Annotated in this window: 22 protein-coding genes and 1 tRNA gene; 5 read left to right on the top strand and 18 right to left on the bottom strand. The window is 43.1% G+C overall.

Annotated elements, in window-relative coordinates:
• Positions 1–42: 42 nt before the first annotated feature.
• On the bottom strand, positions 43–846 hold the full coding sequence (locus tag V7D18_RS05075; RefSeq protein WP_426152078.1) for a hypothetical protein: 804 nt from the start codon (positions 844–846) through the stop codon (positions 43–45).
• 113 nt (positions 847–959) lie between these two features.
• Here V7D18_RS05075 and V7D18_RS05070 point away from each other — a divergent pair.
• Positions 960–1,031 (top strand) — tRNA-Arg (locus V7D18_RS05070).
• Between the two features lie 172 nt (positions 1,032–1,203).
• On the opposite strand, the gene V7D18_RS05065 is transcribed toward V7D18_RS05070, so the two are convergent.
• The gene (locus V7D18_RS05065) at positions 1,204–1,392 is read right to left on the bottom strand and encodes a tyrosine-type recombinase/integrase (protein ID WP_426152076.1); all 189 of its coding nucleotides are present in this window, start codon (positions 1,390–1,392) and stop codon (positions 1,204–1,206) included.
• A 237-nt stretch (positions 1,393–1,629) separates the two neighbouring features.
• Here V7D18_RS05065 and V7D18_RS05060 point away from each other — a divergent pair, with 237 nt between their 5' ends.
• Positions 1,630–1,890: a DUF4160 domain-containing protein gene (locus V7D18_RS05060; protein WP_426152074.1), complete on the top strand. Its 261-nt coding sequence runs from the start codon at positions 1,630–1,632 to the stop codon at positions 1,888–1,890.
• Between the two features lie 11 nt (positions 1,891–1,901).
• Positions 1,902–2,186 (top strand): DUF2442 domain-containing protein, encoded by a 285-nt coding sequence (locus V7D18_RS05055; protein WP_426152072.1) that lies wholly within the window; start codon positions 1,902–1,904, stop codon positions 2,184–2,186.
• Between the two features lie 52 nt (positions 2,187–2,238).
• On the opposite strand, the gene V7D18_RS05050 is transcribed toward V7D18_RS05055, so the two are convergent.
• From V7D18_RS05050 to V7D18_RS05040, 3 genes are all read right to left on the bottom strand, one after another.
• Positions 2,239–2,655 carry a hypothetical protein gene (locus V7D18_RS05050; protein WP_426152070.1) on the bottom strand — a complete coding sequence of 139 codons (417 nt, stop codon included), beginning with the start codon at positions 2,653–2,655 and terminating at the stop codon, positions 2,239–2,241.
• Between the two features lie 266 nt (positions 2,656–2,921).
• Positions 2,922–5,039 (bottom strand): hypothetical protein, encoded by a 2,118-nt coding sequence (locus V7D18_RS05045; protein WP_426152069.1) that lies wholly within the window; start codon positions 5,037–5,039, stop codon positions 2,922–2,924.
• Complete coding sequence (locus V7D18_RS05040; protein ID WP_426152067.1) at positions 5,029–7,326, bottom strand: efflux RND transporter permease subunit; 2,298 nt, start codon at positions 7,324–7,326, stop codon at positions 5,029–5,031. Before V7D18_RS05040 ends, V7D18_RS05045 begins: the two co-directional genes overlap by 11 nt.
• A gap of 268 nt (positions 7,327–7,594) precedes the next feature.
• Here V7D18_RS05040 and V7D18_RS05035 point away from each other — a divergent pair, with 268 nt between their 5' ends.
• The gene (locus tag V7D18_RS05035) at positions 7,595–8,560 is read left to right on the top strand and encodes a DUF5688 family protein (protein WP_426152065.1); all 966 of its coding nucleotides are present in this window, start codon (positions 7,595–7,597) and stop codon (positions 8,558–8,560) included.
• On the opposite strand, the gene V7D18_RS05030 is transcribed toward V7D18_RS05035, so the two are convergent.
• The 9 genes from V7D18_RS05030 to leuD all read right to left on the bottom strand — a co-directional run bounded on the left by V7D18_RS05030 (position 8,523) and on the right by leuD (position 17,686).
• Positions 8,523–8,942 (bottom strand): threonine/serine exporter family protein, encoded by a 420-nt coding sequence (locus tag V7D18_RS05030; RefSeq protein ID WP_117416505.1) that lies wholly within the window; start codon positions 8,940–8,942, stop codon positions 8,523–8,525. The genes V7D18_RS05035 and V7D18_RS05030 overlap by 38 nt on opposite strands.
• Positions 8,936–9,715, bottom strand: a complete 780-nt coding sequence (locus V7D18_RS05025) for a threonine/serine exporter family protein (protein ID WP_426152062.1) — start codon at positions 9,713–9,715, stop codon at positions 8,936–8,938. Before V7D18_RS05025 ends, V7D18_RS05030 begins: the two co-directional genes overlap by 7 nt.
• A gap of 19 nt (positions 9,716–9,734) precedes the next feature.
• Positions 9,735–11,732 (bottom strand): ferrous iron transport protein B, encoded by a 1,998-nt coding sequence (feoB, locus tag V7D18_RS05020; RefSeq protein WP_426152060.1) that lies wholly within the window; start codon positions 11,730–11,732, stop codon positions 9,735–9,737.
• Entirely contained in the window at positions 11,725–11,958 is a 234-nt protein-coding gene (locus tag V7D18_RS05015) for a FeoA family protein (RefSeq protein WP_426152058.1), read from the bottom strand. Before V7D18_RS05015 ends, feoB begins: the two co-directional genes overlap by 8 nt.
• A 131-nt stretch (positions 11,959–12,089) precedes the next feature.
• On the bottom strand, positions 12,090–14,075 hold the full coding sequence (gene uvrB / locus V7D18_RS05010) for an excinuclease ABC subunit UvrB (RefSeq protein WP_426152057.1): 1,986 nt from the start codon (positions 14,073–14,075) through the stop codon (positions 12,090–12,092).
• 95 nt (positions 14,076–14,170) lie between these two features.
• Positions 14,171–15,439 (bottom strand): 3-isopropylmalate dehydratase large subunit, encoded by a 1,269-nt coding sequence (locus tag V7D18_RS05005; protein WP_426152055.1) that lies wholly within the window; start codon positions 15,437–15,439, stop codon positions 14,171–14,173.
• Positions 15,440–15,449: 10 nt separating this feature from the next.
• Positions 15,450–15,941, bottom strand: a complete 492-nt coding sequence (locus V7D18_RS05000) for a 3-isopropylmalate dehydratase (RefSeq protein ID WP_426152053.1) — start codon at positions 15,939–15,941, stop codon at positions 15,450–15,452.
• Between the two features lie 21 nt (positions 15,942–15,962).
• On the bottom strand, positions 15,963–17,204 hold the full coding sequence (locus V7D18_RS04995; protein ID WP_426152051.1) for a 3-isopropylmalate dehydratase large subunit: 1,242 nt from the start codon (positions 17,202–17,204) through the stop codon (positions 15,963–15,965).
• Positions 17,195–17,686, bottom strand: coding sequence for a 3-isopropylmalate dehydratase small subunit (leuD, locus tag V7D18_RS04990; protein WP_426152049.1), 492 nt, complete (start codon positions 17,684–17,686; stop codon positions 17,195–17,197). Before leuD ends, V7D18_RS04995 begins: the two co-directional genes overlap by 10 nt.
• A 193-nt stretch (positions 17,687–17,879) precedes the next feature.
• Here leuD and V7D18_RS04985 point away from each other — a divergent pair, with 193 nt between their 5' ends.
• Positions 17,880–18,908 (top strand): threonine aldolase family protein, encoded by a 1,029-nt coding sequence (locus V7D18_RS04985; protein ID WP_426152047.1) that lies wholly within the window; start codon positions 17,880–17,882, stop codon positions 18,906–18,908.
• Positions 18,909–18,971: 63 nt separating this feature from the next.
• Here V7D18_RS04985 and V7D18_RS04980 read toward each other — a convergent pair whose 3' ends face one another.
• The 4 genes from V7D18_RS04980 to ftsE are packed head-to-tail and all read right to left on the bottom strand — an operon-like array spanning position 18,972 to position 23,092.
• Positions 18,972–20,270 (bottom strand): S41 family peptidase, encoded by a 1,299-nt coding sequence (locus V7D18_RS04980; protein ID WP_426152045.1) that lies wholly within the window; start codon positions 20,268–20,270, stop codon positions 18,972–18,974.
• Positions 20,271–20,292: 22 nt separating this feature from the next.
• The gene (locus V7D18_RS04975) at positions 20,293–21,495 is read right to left on the bottom strand and encodes a murein hydrolase activator EnvC family protein (RefSeq protein ID WP_426152043.1); all 1,203 of its coding nucleotides are present in this window, start codon (positions 21,493–21,495) and stop codon (positions 20,293–20,295) included.
• Between the two features lie 12 nt (positions 21,496–21,507).
• Positions 21,508–22,416 (bottom strand): permease-like cell division protein FtsX, encoded by a 909-nt coding sequence (gene ftsX / locus V7D18_RS04970; protein WP_426152042.1) that lies wholly within the window; start codon positions 22,414–22,416, stop codon positions 21,508–21,510.
• Complete coding sequence (gene ftsE, locus V7D18_RS04965) at positions 22,406–23,092, bottom strand: cell division ATP-binding protein FtsE (RefSeq protein ID WP_426152040.1); 687 nt, start codon at positions 23,090–23,092, stop codon at positions 22,406–22,408. Before ftsE ends, ftsX begins: the two co-directional genes overlap by 11 nt.
• Between the last annotated feature and the right edge of the window lie 125 nt (positions 23,093–23,217).

Raw genomic sequence — 23,217 nt, 5'->3', positions numbered from 1 at the left:
AAAATGCCCCTCTGCACGGTGCCACGCAGAGAAGCATCTGTTTTACCTGTTGTTCGATTCGCTGGCAGATTCGGTTACTGGTTCACTGGATGGCTCACTGCCTGATTCACCAGTCGTTTCTGCTGCAGCTTCCGGCTCTTCCTCCCCGTTTTTCAGGGTATTATAAACTGCCAGAAGATTCTCATCGGACTTTAAAGCCTTCTCAAGACCTTCGTTTACCTCTTTCGCCATCTTTTGCACTTCATCAGACTGGTTTACTTCTTCCATAAATTCGGATTCTTCCTTACTGTTATCTGCAACCAGATAGCAGCTACCGTCCGCTGTTGTCTTCGCATAGCAGACAATCAGGCTTGGAGCCATCGTCTCTGCCTGGCGGAATTTAATGTCAAATCTGGCATAAACCACATAGTCTCCATCTGCAATTCCAGGAGTCGTGTAACATACCAGATTTTCAAAACTCTGATAAAACTTTACTTCCTCTTCCATTCTGGAAGTCAGCTGTTCTAAGCTTTCATCCCCGGTTTTACCGCCATAAACTTTAGAAAGTGCGTCTCCGTCGCAGCTCTTTCTGGCATTAAAATATGACTTCATCAAATCATTTATCTGGGGCACCGAGTCCTTCTTCAGTGCAACTTTCACCTTCTCCGGCTGACCAGATGCGCTTTCCGACGGTGTACTTTCCGCCTGGGCAGATACCGTCTCCGGCTGTTTTGCGGTTTGTCCGGCTTTGTCCAAAACAACCACGGCCATGATCAGTATAACTGCAACCAATGGTATGGCCAGAAACTTCAAAAACCGCCTGGTTTCCTCTTTCAGCCCTTTCCATTTTTCTAATAAGTTCTTCATATAGGCCTGACCTCCTGGAGAAACAATCTCCTCTCTATTCTAACAAAAAAACAGCCAAAAATCAACAAATAACTCTTGCGCTTTAAAACAATCTATAGTAGAATGTAAAAGATGCATCTGTAGCTCAGTGGATAGAGCAGTGGCCTCCGGAGCCGCGTGCGTAGGTTCGATTCCTATCAGATGCACTATTTTTTTGCCCGAAAACAAATCTCTGAAGCCTTGATTTTACGGGGTTTTCTCGAGTTTATCTGATTTTCCTGCTCTTATCCAATTCCCGTATTTTACTACTTTTTACTGTTTTTTAAGCAAAGGTATGCCTTAGTGCGTAAATCATATAATCTTCTGCTTCTACAACGCCTAGAACACTTTTAATGTCACTAAATGTTTTCTTAATTTTTCCCATGACATCACCATTATAGTCACGTTCTTTCGCTTGGTTAAGGTTTCTCTTAAAGTTTTATTTTCAAAGTCAATATCGCTCCATTCCAAAGCTAAAGCCTCACCTATTCGCATTCCGGTATTTAAAATCAGCAGCAAGATTGGCATGTATGTGGATTCCACTTTTACAGTATATTTTGTCCTGTCCTCATTATATTCCTTAATTTTATGCTTAAACCCTTTTCACTTCTTGCAGTAAAAGATTTATAAAGTGTCATTCCATCAGGCTTATCACCTGCTACATACTTGTAAAGCAGGATTGAAAAAAAGGGATTTAAGTGACTTTACTCTATCTTGCATATCCATATCTTATCATGGTATAATAAAGCAAAGGACGGTGATAAAATGCCAGAGATATCATTATTCTATGGTATACGCATAACTATGTACTATAAAGACCATACGCCACCGCATTTCCATGCCGAGTATAATGGAAGTAAAGCATTGGTTGATATTATTAACATACAAGTTATAAAAGGGTCATTGCCAAATAAGCAATTACGTTTAATACTTGCATGGTGTACAATCCATCAAGACGAATTAATGCAAAACTGGGAATTAACAAAAGATCAAAAGCCAATGAATAGAATTAATCCTTTAGTATAGGAGGTGTGAATATGCAAGATTACTTTCCTGTAGTCGTACAAGTGATACCACTAGACAACTATCATGTACAGGTATTTTTTGATAATGGAAAGATTGTCGACTATAACGCAACAAATCTTTTACAAGGCGAAGTATTTAAACCACTGCAAGATATCCAGACATTTAAAGATACATGTACGGTATTAAACGATACTTTAGCATGGGACATATCAGGTAACAGGAATCCAAGTGACTGTATAGATATTGACCCGTTCACACTTTATGAGTTGGATTCTATAAACCACTTAATTGCATAAAAGTATTATTGCTAGCTTAAATCAAAATATAGGCACAAAAAAGGCGGTCATTTCAACCGTCTTTCTTTGTGTTATCAATAAAGTCACTGCCCCCACTGGTATGCAATACCCCTCCCTCAATAACAAACAGTCCGTTCCTGCTTCTCATTACAGAGTAATACTCCTTTTCACTTCCAGGTAAACCATACGCAATCTGAACCGTTTTCCAGTTGCTCCTGTATATATTACCTACTTTTACAACCTCGGGAATACGTTCTGTTCTGCTGACCTCCACCATATTTTTATTATGTATCATATCGATATAATTATATCTGGTTACGGTTATGGACAGAATGAGTCCCATGAGTAAAAAGCCGGACAGCCCGGTGAGCATCAGCCAGTCCCGTCCAAGAAAGAATAAAACAAAAAGCAGAAGCATAACCACTAAATATAAAACTCCATAAACTGTAATCCCAACAATATTTGTCATATGTTTTCCCCCAGGATACAAATCATAATCATGCTATGGTTCAATGGATATCTGATTGAATTATACCATATATTACCTTAAAATAACAGATATATCTAACAAAATGTGTCATTCTGTCTATTTTTTAAGCACAAATGATATCATGTATTGCCAGGAAAATATAACTAAATAATAATGTATTCTTTCTCCTTTTCGTGCAAAAAACAGGTGAAGATTTATAAAACCATATCTTCACCCGTCTCATTATAAGATTTCTTCTGTTTTTCTTAACTAAAAATCCCCGTAACTGCATTCCAGATCTTTGCAAACACATTCTTCACTCTCTGCCAGACTCCCACGTCTACAGCGGCAGGTTCAATATCTACTGCATTCGTATTTACATCATCTTCCGATATTTCCTCTGATCTTAAGATAATCTGAATACTGGAAGGAGTTGGGTTTTTATCAGATGTAAAGGATACCATCTTATCATCTAAGTTCATTTCCAGAAGATTACTGTCATCTGCAATCTTATCCAGCTTCTCATCCATACTGTCTCTGATGCTCTCATTCGCCCCTTTCAGTTTACTTGTGGTAGATGAGGTATCCGCCGCCTTTTCCAGAATATCAATCAATCCGTTTAAGGTATCCTTCGTGCCGCCTTCTACTGCACCCCGGTTGTTTTTTATGGTATTTTGAACACTCCGAAACAGGGAAATTACCTGATTGGTGGCCGAACTGATCTGCTCTACAGATGCCGCAGTATCATCAAGCATTAAATCAAAGGCCGCTTTATTATCATTTTTTGTTTTATTTAAACTGACCACATCTCCGATAGTCGTATCAATATCATATGAAATGGAGGCAAGCTTGCTTACAACTGCCTTGCTGTCCTTAACTCCGCCTTCCACATCAATTCCGGAAATTGTATAACGTACACTGGATAAGATGTTGTTCATGGAGTTTAAGATTTTAGATAAAACAGCCGCTGTCTGTATCAGCGTGGTGGCATTGGGATCGCTCATTCCGGTGGCTGCAACCGATTGAAGCTGGGCGCGCAGCTTTGCTACCGCATCTGCACCCAGTGAAAATTCCAGGTCATCTAACACATCATTCATATCACTCATAAGCTGCTGCATACTCTCTGCCTGCTTTTTTAAATCATCCTCACTTAGCGCCTGGGATGGAGACGCAGTTGAACCAAGCTTTTTTAAAACAGCCTGAATTCCATCGAGCTGCTGTTCAATTTCTTTGATTTGATCTGTGATCTGGTTCGCATCAGATTCCTCCAGACCGTTTTGCAGATCACCCAGGGAATCTTTTAAATCTCTTAAAGATGAGGACAAATTATAGAAGTCTTCTCCGGAATCCTGAAGTGTTTCCACCAGAGTATTCACTTTGTTATTTACATCATCAAGTCCCTGCTTATTAGCCATAATGTCCGGTGCCAGCTGGCTGATCTTCTGATTTGCAGCCTCCAGACCATCTATGCTGGCATCTGTATTGGAGATTATCTCGTCTTTTGATGCATCAAAGTTTTCTCTTGCACCCTGCAGCTGGCTGAGTCCTTTTTTCGTAACATTCATACCATCACTGATGTTGTGCAGCGTATCAAGCATTTCATTCATACCATCTAATAATTCATCTGTGGAATCCTTAAATGTATCCTTTGCTTCTTTCACATCGGCAATATCACTGATCTGATCCAGAGTTCCCGGAACCATCATCATAATAATCCCGCTGGACTCAAAATCATGGGAACTTATTTCAATATGAAATGTTTTTTCCTGACCTGGTACTGCCGCAAACAGAACAGCTTTATATGTACCAATGGACTGGATCTGCGCTCCTGGCGCTTCAACAGAATTAACATCTTCCATATCTACCATAGTTGCAACCTGTAAAAGCATGTTGTTCTGATAATACATATTGGCATTCTTATTGGGAATGCAGTGAACATCTATCTCTACAAGTCCGTCCGCATGCAGCAGGTCCTTGGCTTCCTTCGGTACACCGTTTAGTTTATAAGAAATATCAAATTCCCAGGGAAGAACTACTTCGCCGTTGTTTAACTGACATTCATAGTAGAAACGGTCCTTGGCATCCTCTGGAAGCTGCCAGGTCACTGTGTCTCCATCAATAGCAGGCTTGGCGTAATTTGACATATTGGTAATATCATTATAAGTTCCATAATCAGAAAAAGTACGAATTCCGTTTAGTGTCACTCCTTTTACCACACTGCTGTCTGTCTCTTTTCCGTAATAATCCAGATTTACATAAAGGGTTTCATCAGTGGAAACGGCTGGCGGACCAGCGTAACTATTTCCCGCCATGTTTATACTGATCATTGAAGTGATTAATGCCGCTGCCGTCAGCCGATATGCTGTGCTCCATTTACTCTTCATTGCTTTTCACTTCCTCCTTTTCCTGCTTTTTATCTTCTGTCTTTCTATCCTGCCCACTCTCTTTATCACCGGCTTTTGCGTTCTTCTGTTCTAACTTTTCTTTCCTCTTTTGTATCATGTCCGACTTAAACGCTTTTTTCTTTTCAATAACAGCTAAATGGGCAGCAATCATCTTCTGCTTCTTTCCTTCCTCCCACATTAACACAGGATCTGCCAGTGTAAGAAGAACCGGTAACAAAAACAATACCATGATTACACTGATAAAAGCTCCCCGGCCAATTAAATGTCCAAGACCTGCAATCGCAGATACGGAAGAGATAAAATATAAACCGTATCCTACGATGGTTAATATCGTTCCTGAAGTCAGAATGGAAAGCGCACTTTTGGATACGGTGTGCTTAATGGCTCTTGCCTTTTCCGGATACTTTTTCTTCATATCCATATAGTTATTGGTCATCAGAATGGAATAATCCACCGTTGCTCCCAGCTGAAGGCAGCTGACGATGATATATCCCAGATACAAAATATCCTCTCCTGTAAAATAAGGAATTGCAAAGTTGAAAAATACGGCTACTTCAATGGGAATCAAAACAATAACAGGTATAATCAGAGACCTGAAGGTAAACATGACCACAAGGCCTACTCCCAGTATGGAAAGAATATTTACAAAGTTATAATCTTCCGTGATGATTGACTTGATATTCTGGGTAGATGGGATTACCCCTGTTATATAAGCTCCTTCCGGATAATACTTATTTACGATGGAATTGATCTCATCCGAACACTGGAATGCAAAATCACTTTCATCGGAAGATTTTACATAGATCATGATTCTGCTGTAATCTTTCGTATGCATCAGGCTGGTGATGCTTTTTGGTATAATCGTTTCCGGAATTCCATCTGGTAAGGTGCCTGCCAGAGATGTGGCAGATCTCACATAGTCAAGATCCTTCAGTTCATCTGTTAAATTCTTTTCCGTTACCATATTGGTATTGGGAACCACTGCAAGGATTAAATTACTTTTTCCAAAACGGCTGTTAATCTGCTGCTCATCATGGTATACCCTGGTACCTGGACTGGACCCAAGTGCGCCGTTACCGAACGTAAATGCATTCATATTCTGGGCTACAAAAGCCGGTATTATAAGAAGTGCTATTGCAGTCAGAACGCCATAACGCACTTTATGTACGAGAATACCAAGTCCATGGAACGACGGCATAAAAGAACGATGCTCTGTCTTTTTGATTCTGTCTCCCCAGCGAAGCAAAAGAGATGGCATTAAAAACAGCACGGTTACAAGACTGATTACAATTCCCTTTGCAAGTACAAATCCCAAATCCCGTCCAATGGAGAATCGCATCAGCATCAGAACCAGGAAACCAATAATTGTTGTAGCCCCGCTTGCAAGAATAGAAGGAATGGATTTGTGAAGTGCATTGGTTATCGCTGTCACCGGATCATCCCCTTTTTCCCGTTCCTTTGTAAAACTGTCCAGAAGGAAAACCGAATAATCCATGGCTACCGCCAGCTGTAAGATCGCAGCCACGCTGAACGTAATAAATGAAATCGTACCTATAACCAGGTTGGTTCCCATATTAATGATAATTGCGATACCCATAATCATCAAAAAGAGAAATGGTTCAAACCATGAGGTCGTTGTTGCACAGAGAACCAGTGCAATCATGATTACTCCCATTGCCATGGCAATGCTGATCTCCCTGGTAAGAGTTTCATTTAATGATTTATTCTGAACCGCAGATCCCATAAAAAAGCCTTTGTCACCTGTCATCTTCTGCATCTGGCTGATGGCCGATTTCGTAAGACTGCTGGAATCTCCTTCCTTAAATATGATATCCATGACAGCATAATTGTCTTTATAGTAGTCCTGGATATCATCGTAATTAATAAAAATATTCGCTTTATAAACATCGGTGGTGGTATCAGCCCACATCACCATATCCACGCCGTCTATAGCCGCAATCCGGTCTTTATAGGCTTTCGCTTCGTACAGCGTAACCGGTCCAACCATCACCCTTGCCGTACCAGGATATCCAAATTCTTCTTCCATGACATTAAGTCCTTTTTTAGCAGGAGCCCAGTCCGGAAGGTATTCGCTCAAATCATAATTGACGTGAACAAAGCAGGCGCAGACAGCAGATATAATCACTGCCAGTGCAAAGAACTTTTCTATTCGTCTGCCGTTCTTAACGATCAGCTCAATGAGTCCTGAATGTCTTTTTTTCGGCCTGCTTTCATGAATCTGTTTATTTTTTTCTTTTGTTTTCACTGTCCTCACCCTTTTTTCGTCTTTTCAGTGTATACAATAATACCAATTTCCATTTTTGTAATTATACAATCTGTTTAAGTTGAATGATTTTTCGACAAAATTCCAAATATGTCTAAACATATTGTCATTTTTTATCACTTAGGGTATAATGGATTTAATTTTATTGCTTACCTGTCTGCATTTCTATTCATCATTTTTAATCCCACTTTTCAACTGCTGTATATCGCATCAGGCGATTTACATAAATCAAATCCAAGGAGGTATACATATGGTATACGAACAATTTCAAAAAGCAGTAAAGGACTCACTGGAAGAGCGTTTAGGCTCTGGTTACTGCCTGTCTTTCCAGACTGTTACAAAGAACAACGGACTGACTCTTGACGGCATCTGTATCGGAAAAGCACAGGAACACACGGCTCCGGCTATTTATCTTCAGACTTTCTATGATACATACAAAAAAGGTAAACCCCTGCCGCAAATTCTCGATGAGATTATGGAATTATACGAGACTCATCATTTACCGGAGGACAGTTTTATAGAAGAACTTCACTCGGAAATCCCATTAACAGACCGGATCATTTTCCGCCTTATCAATGAATCCGCCAATCGTTCCCTTCTTTTGGATCTCCCCCACTTATCTTTTCCAGATCTGGATTTATCACTGATCTTCTGCCTGTCTCTGAACAAAAGTGACGATCAGCTTCTTACCGCTCTTATCCACAATTCCCATCAGAAATTATGGAACTTATCCACCGAAGATTTATACCTGGCTGCCATATCCAACACTCCCCGCTTATTTCCCGCCCGAATCAATTCTCTTATGGATGTGATAAAGGAGATCACCATGAAGGCTTCAGACACAGAAATAAAAGAAGAGGACTGGGCCGGGTTATTTGAACCCTCGCCCTTGTCCCCTCCCATGTATGTCCTCACCAATACCTTTGGTGCCCATGGAGCAGCCTGCATGTTCTATGAAGGCATATTAAAAGACTTCGCAGAAAACACAGACGGCGATTTAATTATTCTGCCATCCAGCATTCACGAAGTCTTAATAATCCCATACAGCAGCCAGATATCCTATGAGGAACTGGCACAAACCGTCTTTTCCATCAACCAGGAAGAGGTTGCAATGGAAGACCGTCTCTCCAATCATATCTATCACTATTCCAAATCACAGGATCATCTGTCTATTGCTTTTACTTCTTCTTTCCCAATCGGAACAATGAATCCATAATAAAAATTGCCATGGCAATGGCACCTGAAATCTGAAGCGTCTCCACCAGATAATGGCTGGAAAGCACCGGGTCATTACTGATTACATAGGAAACGCTTCGGTAAATGGAAGCACCGGGCACCGAAGGAAGAATTCCAGCGACCAAAAACACGGTGACTGGTGCTTTACATACCCTGGCTGCAATATGACTGAACAACGCCACCAAAAGAGTAGATAAAAAGGCCGCAGCTATGACCGAACCGGCTGCGGCCTGTACAAGAAGGTACACCAGCCAGCCCACGGCTCCGATTGCGCCTGATAAAGCCAGATACTTTTTGGGAAGCTCCAGTATCAGGGAAAAGCTGATCACTGCAAAAAATGCTCCAACTGTCTGAATCACCATATCAGATTACCTCCGGTCAGCCATTGATACAATCCCATTCCAGCTCCCACTCCGGCTGCTACCGCCAGAGCAATCACCACTGCTTCCACAATTCTTGCTGTACCCGATGCATAATCACCGTTTAACGTATCGCGGATTGCTGTCGTAAAGATTACTCCCGGCACCAGCGGCATGATGGCACCGATCATAATAATGTCACTTTTTATACCGGGCAATCCCCACCGTTCAAGAAAAAGTGTGGTTAAAGCAATTAGAAAAGCACAGAACGCATTGGCGCAGAAATCATTTAAACGAATCTTTACAGAGGCCTCCATGGCCCCCGCTAACACAGCTCCGGTTACAGCAGCTGCCAGACAGTCCCTTGCGTTTCCGCCAAGAAGAAGAGTGAAAAATACAGCTACCCCCATAAAGCCCATATCCTTAAGCCTTTTATGAAACTGTACTGTCCCACGGATCTCTTTCAGTCTCTCATATGCCTCTTCCACTGTCATAAGATCAGCACAAAGCTTTCTGGATACATCGTTCACCAGATAAACCCTGTTTAAATTGGTACTTCTTACATTCACCCGTCTTGCCACCGTAATAGCCTCAATTGAGGGATCATTTAAGGACGCAAAAATGCCTGTGGAAAAGACAATCGCTTCTGCCGTATCCCGGCCTGCTTTTCTCAAAATGTGGTCAATGGTATCTTCCACACGGAAGATTTCCGCACCACTTATCAACATAATCTCACCTGCCAGAACTGCAGTTTCCACAAGCAGTTTATCATTCATCGGTTTATCCTCTATCCAATTAAAAAATCATACTTCCAATCTGGTACACCATAACAGCAAATATCCAGGCAACTGCCAGCTGAAAAAATACCATTCCAAGAGTCCATCTCAGGGAACCGGTTTCTTTCTTTATGGTAGCAACTGCGGCAATACACGGGGAATAAAGAAGACAGAAAATCATCAGTGCATATGCATTCACACCGCCAAACCCCACACCTCCAAGTAATCCGGACAATTCACCCATTCCTGCTGCCGAATTAATATTGCTGATTCCAAATAGTACGGAAAAGCTGGAGACAACCACTTCCTTTGCGGATAGCCCTGAGATAAGCGCAACTGCTATTCTCCAGTCTCCAAGTCCTGCAGGAGTAAGAACCGGAATTAAAACTCTGCCGATCATCGCTGCAAAGCTTTGTGAGACATCTGTGACAAATCCGTTTAATCCGGTATTTAATACAAACCAGAGTACGATGGAAGCCAGAAATATGGTAGTACCCGCTTTCCCAAGATAATCCTTAACCTTATCCCAGACATAGATGGCAACGGTTCTTGCATTGGGTGTTTTATATTCCGGCAATTCAATTAAAAGTGTATCCTCTTCCTGGGATTTTATCATCTTATGAGTCACATGAGCAATTATAATTGCAACCAGAAGTCCGATTAAATACAAAGAATATGCTGCAATCAGCGCATGTTCCGGAAAAAACATCTCCGAAAATAAGACGTAAATAGGAAGCCTGGCAGAGCAGGACATAAAAGGTGTGATGAGTATCGTTCTTCGCCTGTCCCTTTCACTGGGCAGCGCTCTTGCTGCCATCACAGCCGGCACCGTACAGCCAAATCCTAAAAGCATGGGAAGAAACGCTTTGCCGGAAAGACCCACTCTCCCCATAATTTCATTCATAACATAAGCAACTCTCGCCATATAACCGCTATCTTCCAGAAAAGCCAGTGCGAGAAACAGAATGAAAATATTAGGCAGAAACGTGAGGATTCCGCCTACACCTGCAACAATTCCATCCACTACCAGAGAAGTGATCCAGTCAGCCGCATGGATCACTGTCATCAGCTGATACATAAACGCAGATAAATGGTCCAGTGCAATCTCAAAATATCCCTTTAAGAAATCTCCCACTGTAAACGTCAGGAAAAACACCAGGGCCATAATACCAAGAAACAGAGGAACTCCCCAGAACGGATGGGTTAAATAAGCATCAATCTTATCCGTCATTGCCGCCTTCTCTTCTTTGTTTACAAGACACTCATGGATAACACCTTCTATATAATCATATTTCTCATTAATAATCTCTTTTTCATAATTATGGTCGATAATATTGCTTAAATCAACCGGATGATCATTTGCAACCTCTTCATCATATTCCAGAAACTTGATCGCATGCCACCTTAGATTCCCAAGCTTTCCATAATGGGCTTTCAGCACTGTCTCCACTTTGGATATCTTGTTCTCAATCCGGGGTGAGTACGTAACCACAACACCCTGGGGTCCTTCCTCATAATGATGAACAACTGCATGCATAAGCACATCAAGACCGGTCCGCTTCCTTGCAGATACCGGTACTACAGGAATATTCGAAAGCATCTCCGGCAGGCGGTGAAGATCAATCTCCATGCCTCTGTCTTCCACAATATCCATCATGTTAAGTGCCAGAATCACAGGCTTCTTCAGTTCCAGAAGTTGAAGTGTCAAATATAAATTCCGCTCCAGAGAGGAAGCATCCACAACGTTAATAATCACGTCAACCGATTCATCTTCCAGACACTTTCTCGTAACAATCTCTTCTATTGTATAGCTGGTCAGACTATAAATTCCCGGTGTATCAATCACCCGTATGGACTGGCCTTTGTAGCTGGTCTCACCTTCCACGCGCTCTACCGTAACACCCGGCCAGTTTGCCACTTTCAGCCTTGCACCGGTAAAAGCGTTAAATAAGGTTGTCTTTCCGCAGTTTGGATTACCAACAAATGCAACACGGATCATTCTGCTGTCATCACTCATGGCCGGTCTCCTCCTTTATCTCGATTCCCTCTGAGATCTTCCTTCCCAGAGCCAGACGAGTCCCCCTGACTTTAATGATCACGGTGCCGCTTCCCTTTTTGTTTAACAGGGTAACCGGCGTCAACTCATTGACGCCTAACGCTTCCAGCCTTCTTGTAATGGTATCTTTCACCATAACACTGTATACAATGTAGGTCTTTCCGATATCTCCTTCATGAAGCTTCATAATAATCTCCTCTGAATGCAGCCTGTTCCATAACCGGCGCACCAGGGTCCTTTCCCTGGATTGCATCCATAGAGATTTTACACTTGTTGAGAATCATTGTCAACACCATCTGCATGCCTTAGAAATATTTTTCACTGACTGATGTCCTGGAGCATCTTTTTCACCTGTACCATCCGGTCACGCAGCTTTGCTGCCTCTTCGAAATTCAGCTCTGCCGCTGCCTGGTGCATCTTTTTTGTCAATTCCTTTGAAAGCTTCTCCAGCTCCTTCGAATCCATGGATTCAGGATCCTTTTTAAATTCCTTTTCATCGGCTGCTGCAGCCTTTGATATGGCAATCAGATCGCGAACTGCTTTTTTAATGGTTGTCGGAGTAATTCCATGCTCTTCATTATAACGTTCCTGAATCGCTCTTCTCCGGTTTGTCTCTTCAATTGCCACTCTCATGGAATCCGTCATGTTATCTGCATACATGATCACGTGACCTTCCGAATTTCTGGCAGCCCTTCCTATGGTCTGTATGAGAGAAGTCTCTGAACGGAGGAATCCTTCCTTATCCGCATCCAGAATAGCTACCAGCGTAATCTCCGGAATGTCAAGACCTTCCCTTAAAAGGTTGATTCCTACCAGAACATCGAAAACATCAAGACGCATATCACGGATAATTTCCGAGCGCTCCAAAGTATCAATATCGGAATGGAGGTACTTTACCCTGATTCCAACCTCTCTCATATAATCCGTCAGATCCTCTGCCATACGCTTGGTCAAAGTGGTGATTAATATCTTATTCTTCTTTTCCACTTCTTTATTGACCTCAGAAATCAGATCATCAATCTGACCTTCCACCGGACGAACGTCAATCTCAGGATCCAGAAGTCCGGTTGGCCGAATGATCTGTTCCACTCTTAAAAGTTCATGCTGTGATTCGTAAACAGAAGGAGTTGCTGAAACAAACATCATCTGGTTAATCTTGGATTCGAATTCTTCAAAATTCAATGGCCGGTTATCAAGCGCTGAGGGAAGACGGAATCCAAAATTCACAAGAGTGGTTTTTCTTGAACGGTCTCCGGCGTACATTCCTCTCACCTGCGGCAGAGTGATGTGGGACTCGTCCACAATGATTAAAAAATCATCCGGGAAATAATCAATTAAGGTATAGGGCGGCTCTCCCGGTTTCCCCCCGGTCAAATGTCTGGAGTAATTCTCAATTCCGGAACAGAATCCGGTCTCCTTCATCATTTCCACATCAAAATTAGTCCGCTCAGAGATTCTCTGGGCCTCTAAAAGCTTGTCTTCACTTTTAAAATACTCCACCTGCTCCTTTAGTTCCGCCAGAATAGTGGAAGCTGCATGCTCCATCTTATCTTTGGAAACAACATAATGGGAAGCGGGAAATACCGCAATATGACCCAGCTCTGCCCGGATCTCTCCTGTCAGTGTGTCAATTTCCGTGATCCGGTCAACCTCATCACCAAAGAATTCCACACGATAAGCTTCGCTGCCGGAATAGGAAGGAAAAATCTCCACCACATCACCACGGACACGGAATGTACCACGCCTGAAATCCATATCATTCCGGTCATACTGAATATCGATCAGCTTATGAATCACTTCATCCCGGTCCTTTATCATGCCAGGTCGTAAGGATATCACCATCTCCTGGTAGTCGATAGGACTTCCCAGACCGTAAATGCAGGAAACCGAAGCAACGATAATCACATCTTTGCGCTCTGACAATGCCGCAGTGGCAGAATGGCGCAGCTTATCGATCTCATCATTGATGGAGGAATCCTTTTCAATGTAAGTATCGGTAGATGGTACGTATGCTTCGGGCTGGTAATAATCGTAATAGGAAACAAAATACTCCACTGCATTCTCCGGGAAGAACTCCTTGAATTCTCCGTAAAGCTGTGCAGCAAGAGTTTTGTTGTGAGCAATAATCAATGTAGGCTTCTGCAATTCCTGTATCACATTCGCCATGGTAAAGGTCTTTCCAGAGCCGGTAACTCCCAGTAAGGTCTGAAACTGATTACCCTCCTTAAATCCTCTCACAAGCTGGTCTATGGCCTGGGGCTGATCGCCGGTCGGGGCAAATTCTGAATGCAACTGAAACTCCATACGTTCTTTTTACCTCCTTGGTGACAATATCGTACCAAGATTATAACATAGCAAAGATAAAAAGTATAGGCAGGGAAGGAACATTTGTTCTGATTTTATTTTTGGTAAACCGCATTATCTTCTGAGCTTACAATCCGGCCGGTTACGGCGCAGGCTGCTGCCGTTTTGGGAGAAGCCAGATATATTTCCACCTTGGAAGTTCCCATTCTCCCCAGGAAATTCCGGTTATTGGTAGCCACTACCCGTTCCCCGTCACTTAATATTCCTCCGGTTCTGCCGCAGCATAAACCGCACCCCGGATGGGTGATTATGGCACCTGCATCAGAAAGGATCTCCATAATTCCCTGTTCCATGGCTTCCTGATAAACCTTCCGGCTGGCAGGTGTTATGATGAGCTTTACATAATCGGCTACTTTTCTACCCTTTAACACCTCCGCTGCTGCAGCCAGATCCTCCAGACGGCCGTTGGTGCAGGAACCGATGAATACCTGATCAATTACAATCCCCTTCAGTTCACTGACCGGCTTAATTTTATCCACCTGGGAAGGACATGCCAGGACTGGAACAAAATCCTCTGCGTTGTAACGGATTACTCTTTTGTATACCGCATCCTCATCTCCGGTGAGACTCTTCTGGAAATCACTTAGCTGTACCTCACAATACTCAGCTGTTTTCTCATCCGGCGTAAACAGGGCACATTTTGCACCTGCTTCAACAGCCATATTGGCGATGGTCATGCGGCTTGCCACTGACATCTCCTCCACGGTGCTTCCTGTAAATTCAAGAGCCAGATAAGTTGCGCCGTCAGCACCCAAATCCCCGATCAGGCGAAGGATAATATCCTTAGACATCACATGATCCGGAAGTCTGCCTTCAATAACCACCTTTATGGTCTCCGGCACTTTGATCCACATGGTGCCGGTACCCAGAATACTTGCCATCTCCGTATAACCAATTCCCGATGAAAATGCCCCCACACAGCCATATGTAGTAGTATGGCTGTCTGTGCCGAAGACTACATCTCCCGGTTTTACGTAGCCGGCTTCCGTCATCAGCTGATGACAGATTCCATCGCTTCTGTGCACATGCTTCATGCCGTATTTTGCTGCAAATGCATCTCCGATCCGAAAATGTCTGGTATCATCTAACTGACTGGCAGGAACCAGATGGTCATAGATCAAAACAGCTTTGTCCGGATCCCAGAGCTTTTTAAATCCCATCTCCTCAAATTTATCTGCTACAAAGGGAATGAAAATGTCATGTATCATCACCCGGTCCGCTTTCACAGTTACGATATCTCCCGGTTTTACATTTTCTGCACCTGTATTATGCCTGATTATTTTCTCAATGATTGTACTGCCCATTGCCCCCTCCTTAATCCAGTCCGTTCCGTTTTCTCATGGCTTTTACCAGTCCGCCTGCACTTATAATATCAACCAGGTTCTGAGGCAGTGATGCGATCTCATAAAATCTGCCCTGATATTCCACATGTTCATTTACCGTAACTTTAATGGTATCGCCTTCCGTCATATCATCATACAAATCCGGCTGTTCAATGAGAAGAAGTCCATTGTTAATGGAATTGCGGAAAAATATTCTGGCAAAGGATCTGGCGATTACACATTTTACACCCAGAGCTTTAATAATCTCAGGTGCCTGTTCTCTTGATGATCCGCAGCCAAAGTTCTTTCCTGCTACAATGATATCTCCTTCTTTTATCTGGCCCGCCAGCTCCGGCCGGAGAGGGCTAAAGCCGTACTGCTTCATCTCATCTATGGTTTTAAGCGCCAGATATTCCGTGGGAATGATAATATCCGTATCGATATCATCTCCCAGAACCCAGACTTTTCCTGTAAATGTCTCCATTCTTATTCCCTTTCCCCTTCGTTATGCAAGCGTGATTTCTCCGGCAATCGCTGATGCCGTCACTGTGGCAGCAGAACCTAAGTATACCTTGGAACTGGGATGGCCTGCCCTTCCTTTAAAATTGCGTGTTCCAGTACTGATCAGAACCTCATTCTCACCAATGACACCCTGGCAGCTTCCCCAGCAGACGCTGCAGTTGGGATTCATCACTATGGCTCCGGATTCCATGAAAATGTCAATGAGTCCTTCCTTTAATGCCTGTTTGTATACCTCCAGACTTGCCGGAACGACTAAAAACCGTACGCTGTCCGCTACCTTTTTTCCCTTGATAATCCCCGCACCGATCCTCAGTTCTTCAATTCGTCCATTGTTGCAGGAGCCTAAAAATGCCTCATCAATTTTTACTCCGCAAACCTCTTTTGCAGGAACCACATCATCTACAAAATCCGGTCTTGCAATCACTGGTTCTATCGTCGACAAATCAATCGTATATTCCCTTGCATAAATGGCATCGGGATCACTTTTATATACAGCCTTTGGTTTTCTTCCCCGTTCTTCCAGATATTTCAGTGCGGTTTCATCCGCCTCAAAAATACCGGTCTTTGCCCCTGCCTCAACGGATAAATTGCATAAAACCATACGGTCATTGACACTCAGCGTCTTTGCTCCTTCTCCGCAAAATTCCATCACCTGATAGTTACAGCCATTGGCACCAATCTGCCCGATGATGGTAAGCATTAAATCTCTTGGATAAACTCCGTCAGGAAGCTTCCCAACCAGATTGAATTTGACAGATTCCGGAACAAGTACCCAGGAGGTACCGGTAACCATTCCGTAAAGGAAGTCCGTACAGCCCACTCCTGTGCCGAAAGCACCTAACGCACCATAGGTACAGGTATGGCTGTCTGCACCAAAGATCAGTTCTCCGGGACAGACATAATTTTCCATCATAATCTGATGACATACACCCTTTCCTTCCCAGAAATCAATCTGGTGCTCTCTGGCAAAATCTCTCATCTTCTTCTGGGCTGCTGCTGTCTTCGGATTGTCTGCAGGCACATTGTGATCCACAATAAAGACCAGTTTATCCGGATCCGCAATATGGGGGTTTGTCAGCTTGTTATGATACATGTCAACCGTTAAATGAGTTGTTCCGTCATTGCTCATCAGGCGGTCTAAATTAACCGTATGAATATCACCCGGTTTCACATGATCCACACCGGCAGCAGCCGCTATGATTTTCTCTGCGATTGTCATTCCCATACCTGATCCTCCTTATTTAAAGATGCAATCAGGCCGCCCTGATTCAAAATATTCTGCATATATTCAGGAAGCTTTGTGCAGGAGTACTCTTTTCCGTTTGCCCTTACAATTCCCTCTGACAAAAAAAGCTCCATGACATCTCCCGTACTCACTTCATCCGGAAGTTCTTTGCAGACAATCACCGGGAGTCCTATATTAATTGCATTTCGAAAGAAAATTCTGGCAAATGATTTTGCTATCACCGCTTCCACACCCAGAGCCTTTAATACTCCCGGTGCCTGCTCTCTTGACGAACCACAGCCAAAATTCTCCCCTCCCACTACGTAATCTCCCGCTTTTACTTTCTTTGGAAACTCAGGATCAAGAGATTCAAATGTATGTACTTTCATTTCTTCCAGATCAGGCAATAAAAGATACTGGGAGCCTATAATCTGATCTGTATCAAGATCATTATGAAATTTAAAAATTGCACCTGACGGCATAAGGTTTCCTCCTGCTCATAAGTAATACATATTCTTTTTTTATTTTACCACAGCCATTAATATAATAATAATACATGATATGAATATTTACTATAACATAAGATTATACTGTTTTTGATTCATCCGCCATTGTAAAACCCGCACATTTAGTATATCATATTTTTTATACCATTAATCATCAGGAGGACATTTTATGTACAGCTTTAATAACGATTACAGCGAAGGCGCGCATCCAAAAATCCTGGAAGCGATCACCCGGACCAGTCTGGATCAGAACGGCGGCTACGGAATTGACGGACACTGCGCACATGCCAGAGAGATGATCAGACAGGAGATCGGGCGCCAGGATGCTGATGTTCATTTTATTGTGGGAGGAACCCAGACCAATTTAATTACCATCGGAACTGCCCTTAAACCGTGGCAGGCGGTGATCTGTGTTGCTCAGGGACATATTAATGTCCATGAAACCGGTGCAATAGAAGCAACTGGCCATAAAGTTCTGGCTATGCCCGGAAAAGACGGAAAACTGACTCCTGATGATATCATCCAGGCGTTAAATCATCATACAGATGAACATATGGTCCAGCCCAAAATGGTCTATATCTCCAATTCTACAGAAATCGGTACACAGTATTCCAAGGCAGAACTGGAAGCAATCCACAGCCTGTGTCTGGAAAAGAACCTCTATCTCTTTTTAGACGGCGCCCGCCTGGGGTCTGCACTGACCAGTGCAGTAAACGACTTAACTGTGAAGGATATCGCTGCTTTCACCGATGTTTTTTATATTGGCGGAACAAAAGCCGGTGCTTTGTTCGGGGAAGCCCTGGTCATCAGCCATCCGGATTTAAAACCTGATTTCCGATTCATGATGAAGCAGCGTGGCGCGCTGCTGGCAAAAGGCTGGCTCTTAGGGATTCAGTTTGAGGAGCTGTTTACAGACAACCTCTACTATGAACTGGCTTCCCATGCCAATGCCATGGCTGATATCTTAAGAAAAGGAATTGATGACTGCGGCTATTCCTTTGCTTCCCCTTCGTTCACAAACCAGCTGTTTCCCATATTTCCTGAGAGTGTAATAGAGAAACTTGAAAAAGAATTTGTATTTTCCATACAGGAAAAAGGAACTGATGGCCATCTGGTCATTCGCCTGGTTACCTCCTGGGCGACCAGGGAAGAGGAATGCAGACATTTTCTAAGTTTACTTAAAACCTGCTCCATCTGATGAAAAAGCCCTTAAGAAACAGGCAATCTGATTGCTGTCGTCTCTTAAGGGCTTTCTATCTTTCTATTTTAATGCATTAATCGCTTCTGTCAGCTGATTATCTTCGTCATGCTCAATCTTAATTTTAGTTTTCAGCTCTTCTTTTAACTCCACCGGGACATCGGGTTCGAGACCTTTTTTATGAAGATCAAAACCGCTGGGTGTGTAGTAGTGGGCTACAGTCATCTTAATGGCTGTTCCATTGTCTAACGGAAACAATGTCTGTACAATTCCCTTTCCAAATGTTTTGGTACCTACAAGCTTTGCTTTATTGTATGCTTTAAGAGCTCCGGAGAAAACTTCGGAAGCACTTGCAGACTGCCCGTTCACCAGAACTGCCATGGGAACATCTACCTCATGTCCGTCAGCTGCATAATACTGCTCCCCTTCCCCATTCTTATCTGCCATATAGACCAGAAGCGTTTTGTTCTTCTTTGTTCTGACCAGATTGGGATCTCCTTCAATTACCAGATCATCAGGAAGAATATAATCCAGCATGGATACAACTGCATCCACAACGCCTCCGGGGTTATCTCTTAAATCAACTACCAGCTTTTTCATTCCCTTTTTTTCCAGGTCATTAATGGCGCCTTTAAACTGGTCTGCAGTCACTGTGTCAAACTGGCTTACTGAAATATATCCCACGTTGTCAGCCAGCATCTCATATTCTACAGTGGGGACGGTGATCTGGCGGCGTTCCATTGTCATATCAATATAATCTCCGGCATCCTTGCGAAGAACGGTTATGGTTACCGGTGTACCTTCTTCTCCTTTGATATAGTCCTTTACTACCAGCTCTAAATCAATTCCGGTCACTTCTTTGCTGCCGACCTTATAAAGGATGTCACCAGGAAGAATCCCAGCTTCGGCACCAGGAGTTCCTTCAAACACCTTGCTTACCGTAATCACCCCGGTTGTAGGGTTCTGGCTTACCATTACTCCGATCCCACAGTATTCACCGGAAGTATCCTCCATCAGCTTCTTATACTCATCTGCAGTATAATAGACAGTGTATGGATCTTCAAGACCATAGAGCATTCCTTTATAAATCCAGTCTTCTACTTTCCCATTGTCTTCATCAAAGAGGTAATATTTATCAATCACTCCCTGAATGGTCTGGATCTTGGCTACAATCCGGTTCAAATCCAGATTGCCATCCTGATTCTCTGCCTGAGCGGATTCTGCCGTCTGTCCCTTTCCATCAATGGCGGTTCTTCCAATTAAAAAAATACCTAAAGACATGCCGACAATTATAAGGCCTGCCAATGTGGTAAGGAGTGCCCCGACCAGGGCACCCTTCCAAAATTTATTCTTACTTTCCACTGTCATTCTCCTATCTAGCTCATTATGGGCTTACGTATTTCACTGGATTTACATAACTTCCATTCACTCTGATCCCAAAGTGGAGATGCGGTCCTGTGGAATATCCGGTAGAACCCACTTTTCCAATTAACTGTCCCTGCGACACTTCCTGCCCCGTCGAAACCAGGAGTTCGGAACAGTGCATATAAACAGTATAGACTCCCCCGCCATGATGAATCATGATATAATTACCGGCAGAATAACTGTATGTAGAAATCGTTACTGTCCCGGAAGCAGCTGCTGAAATACCGGCACCGGTTGATGCTCCGATGTCAATGCCCTGATGATTGGAAGAGGCCCCTTCGGTTGGGGATTCCCTGTCGCCAAAGGAAGAAGTAACTCTTGAAGATGAGGGGCAGGGCCATATAAAATTAATATTCCCGATTGCCACGGTATTATACGTTTTTCCAGCCTTCTGCGCCGCTTTCCGTGCTTCTTCCTCCTGTTTGCGTATCTGTGCTTCCATTTCTTTGATACGCTGCTCCTGTGCCGCTAAATCTTTTTCCAGTTCAGATAGATTTTCCTGATTTTCAGTTATCCTGTTCTCATACGATGCAAGTTCCTGGTTTTTAGCCTGTAAAAGCCCCTCAGCCTCCTGCTTTTTTACTTCGGCAGCAGTCTGAAAACCAAGCAGTTTTTCATATTCTGCATTTAGAAGCGTTTCTCTCTGGCTGACCTCTTCTTTGGTTCTTTTATAGTCCTCCAGCATTCTTCTATCATATGCAGCAATGCTTCTGATATATTCCGCCCGGTTAAAAAGCTGGGTGAGATCGGCGGACCTAAACAGCAAGTCCAGATAATTCGTCTCACCCTTCTCATACATATATTGAATTCTCAGTTTCATATTCCGGTACTGATGTTCCTGTGCATTCCTGGCAATCTCCAAGTCCGCTTTGGCCGTTTTAATCTGCTCTTCTTTTGCTGAGATCTGGGCAGTCAGCGCTGTCAGCTGTTTGTCATAGGCAGCGAGCTTGTCATCCAGTCCTCTCACATAAGCAGCTGTATCCGCTTTCAAGCCCGCCAGCTCTTTTAAAGCTGATTCCACTTCCTTTTTTTGGTCCTCCATGGAACTGGCCTTTTTCTTTGCATCATTTACTTCATTTTTTGTACCATAGGAGGGAAATATGCATGATACGGTCATAAAAAGACCGATTCCCACTGCAAACAGTCTTTTTCCATGATTCATGGACGGCTCCCCTTATACTTTTAAATGTTTCCGTATAGTAAAGAAACTTACAAAAAATCCGATTCCAAGTCCCAGTGACATAGCCGTTGCCGCCATATAAGGGAATATGGCATCAACAGGAAGGAACTGAAATAATCCGGACAGAATGCTGAATTTCGTTACTACATACCCAACTGCTGATCGGTAAAGAAAATAAATGGCAATCAGCGGAATGGAGGCTCCTACCAGACCGATAATGACTCCTTCAACGACAAAAGGCGCCCTGATCATGTAATTGGTGGCACCAATCAGCTTCATAATCTGATTCTCATTTTTCCGGAAGGCTGCTGCTACGGAAATTGTATTGCTGATTAAGAATATGGCAACAGCCAGAAGAACTCCAATGATCAGCATGGAAAGAATTCCGATCACTTTATTCAAACTGTTCATTCCTTCTGCCGCAGTTTTGGAATAATTAACTTTTCTTACTCCCTCAATTCCATTTAGCCAGGATACAATTTCATCCTGTTGTGCTAAATCATTTAAGAATATGGTGTAGGAAGAAGAATTGGCAAGAGGGTTATCCTCTTCAAATCCTTCTGCAAGATCCTGCATGTCACCAAAGTACTCTTTCTTTGCTTCCGCCCATGCATCCTCGGCAGAAGTGAATTTAACATCCTTCACTTCTTTTCGTGACTTGATTTCATTGCCGATCTGGGTGATCTTGTTCTTATCAAGACCTTCATCAAAAAATACAGTGATACCTACTGTGCTCTCCGTGTTCTTAATTACATACTGTACATTTACCACTATGGAGAAGAACAGGCAAAAAAGGAAAATACAGGCGGATACTGTTGCAATGGAGGCCAGTGAAAATAATATATTTCTGCAGATGTTTATTACACCTTGTTTCAGACAATACCAAAATGTACTAATTCTCATACGTATAACCGCCTTTTTTCTCATCGCTTACGATGGCTCCGCGATCCATCATAATTACCCGCTTCTTCATTCGGTCTACAATTTCCTGGCTGTGGGTAACGACAATCACAGTAGTACCCAGCTTGTTGATCTCCTCTAACAGTTTCATAATTTCCATGGAGTTGTGGCCGTCTAAGTTGCCTGTGGGCTCGTCAGCAAGAAGAATCTCAGGCTTGTTAATCAGAGCTCTTGCAATCGCCACTCGCTGCTGCTCTCCGCCGGAAAGCTGCTGCGGGAAAAATTTATATTTGGAAGACAGCCCCACCATTTTTAACATGGCTGGAACTGATTCTTTTATACTTCTTGTGGATGCCCCGATGACCCGCTGTGCGAACGCAACGTTCTCGTATACATTACGGTCTTTTAACAGGCGGAAATCCTGAAAAACCATGCCAAGCTTCCGACGGTACCGGGGGATGAACCGCCTTGGCATCTTGCCTAAATTCATATCATTTACTATGATTTTACCAGAGGTGGGCTCCACTTCTTTTAACAGCATTTTCAGCAGAGTGGATTTTCCGGAGCCGCTTCTGCCGATGATGAAAACAAATTCACCGTCAGCTACAGTCATATTGATGTTACGCAGTGCCTTGTTTCCCGCCTCGTATGTTTTACTTACGTTCCATAATTCAATCATTTTAGTCCTCTGAGTAATTTTGCATAACGTGATTTTCTTTGATTAATACGTGAAAACGCCAATTGTTCAGACCGCGATTGTGAAAGCCTCGACTCCGCAGTGAAACCTCGATTACGCTTCGCTTC

It is taken from the genome of Lacrimispora sp. 38-1 (genome assembly GCF_049890855.1).
In the GTDB taxonomy this organism is placed as follows: Bacteria; Bacillota; Clostridia; order Lachnospirales; family Lachnospiraceae; genus Lacrimispora.
The sequence above is the reverse complement of the archived record's forward strand: the minus strand, read 5'-3'. Positions and strand labels throughout refer to the sequence as shown.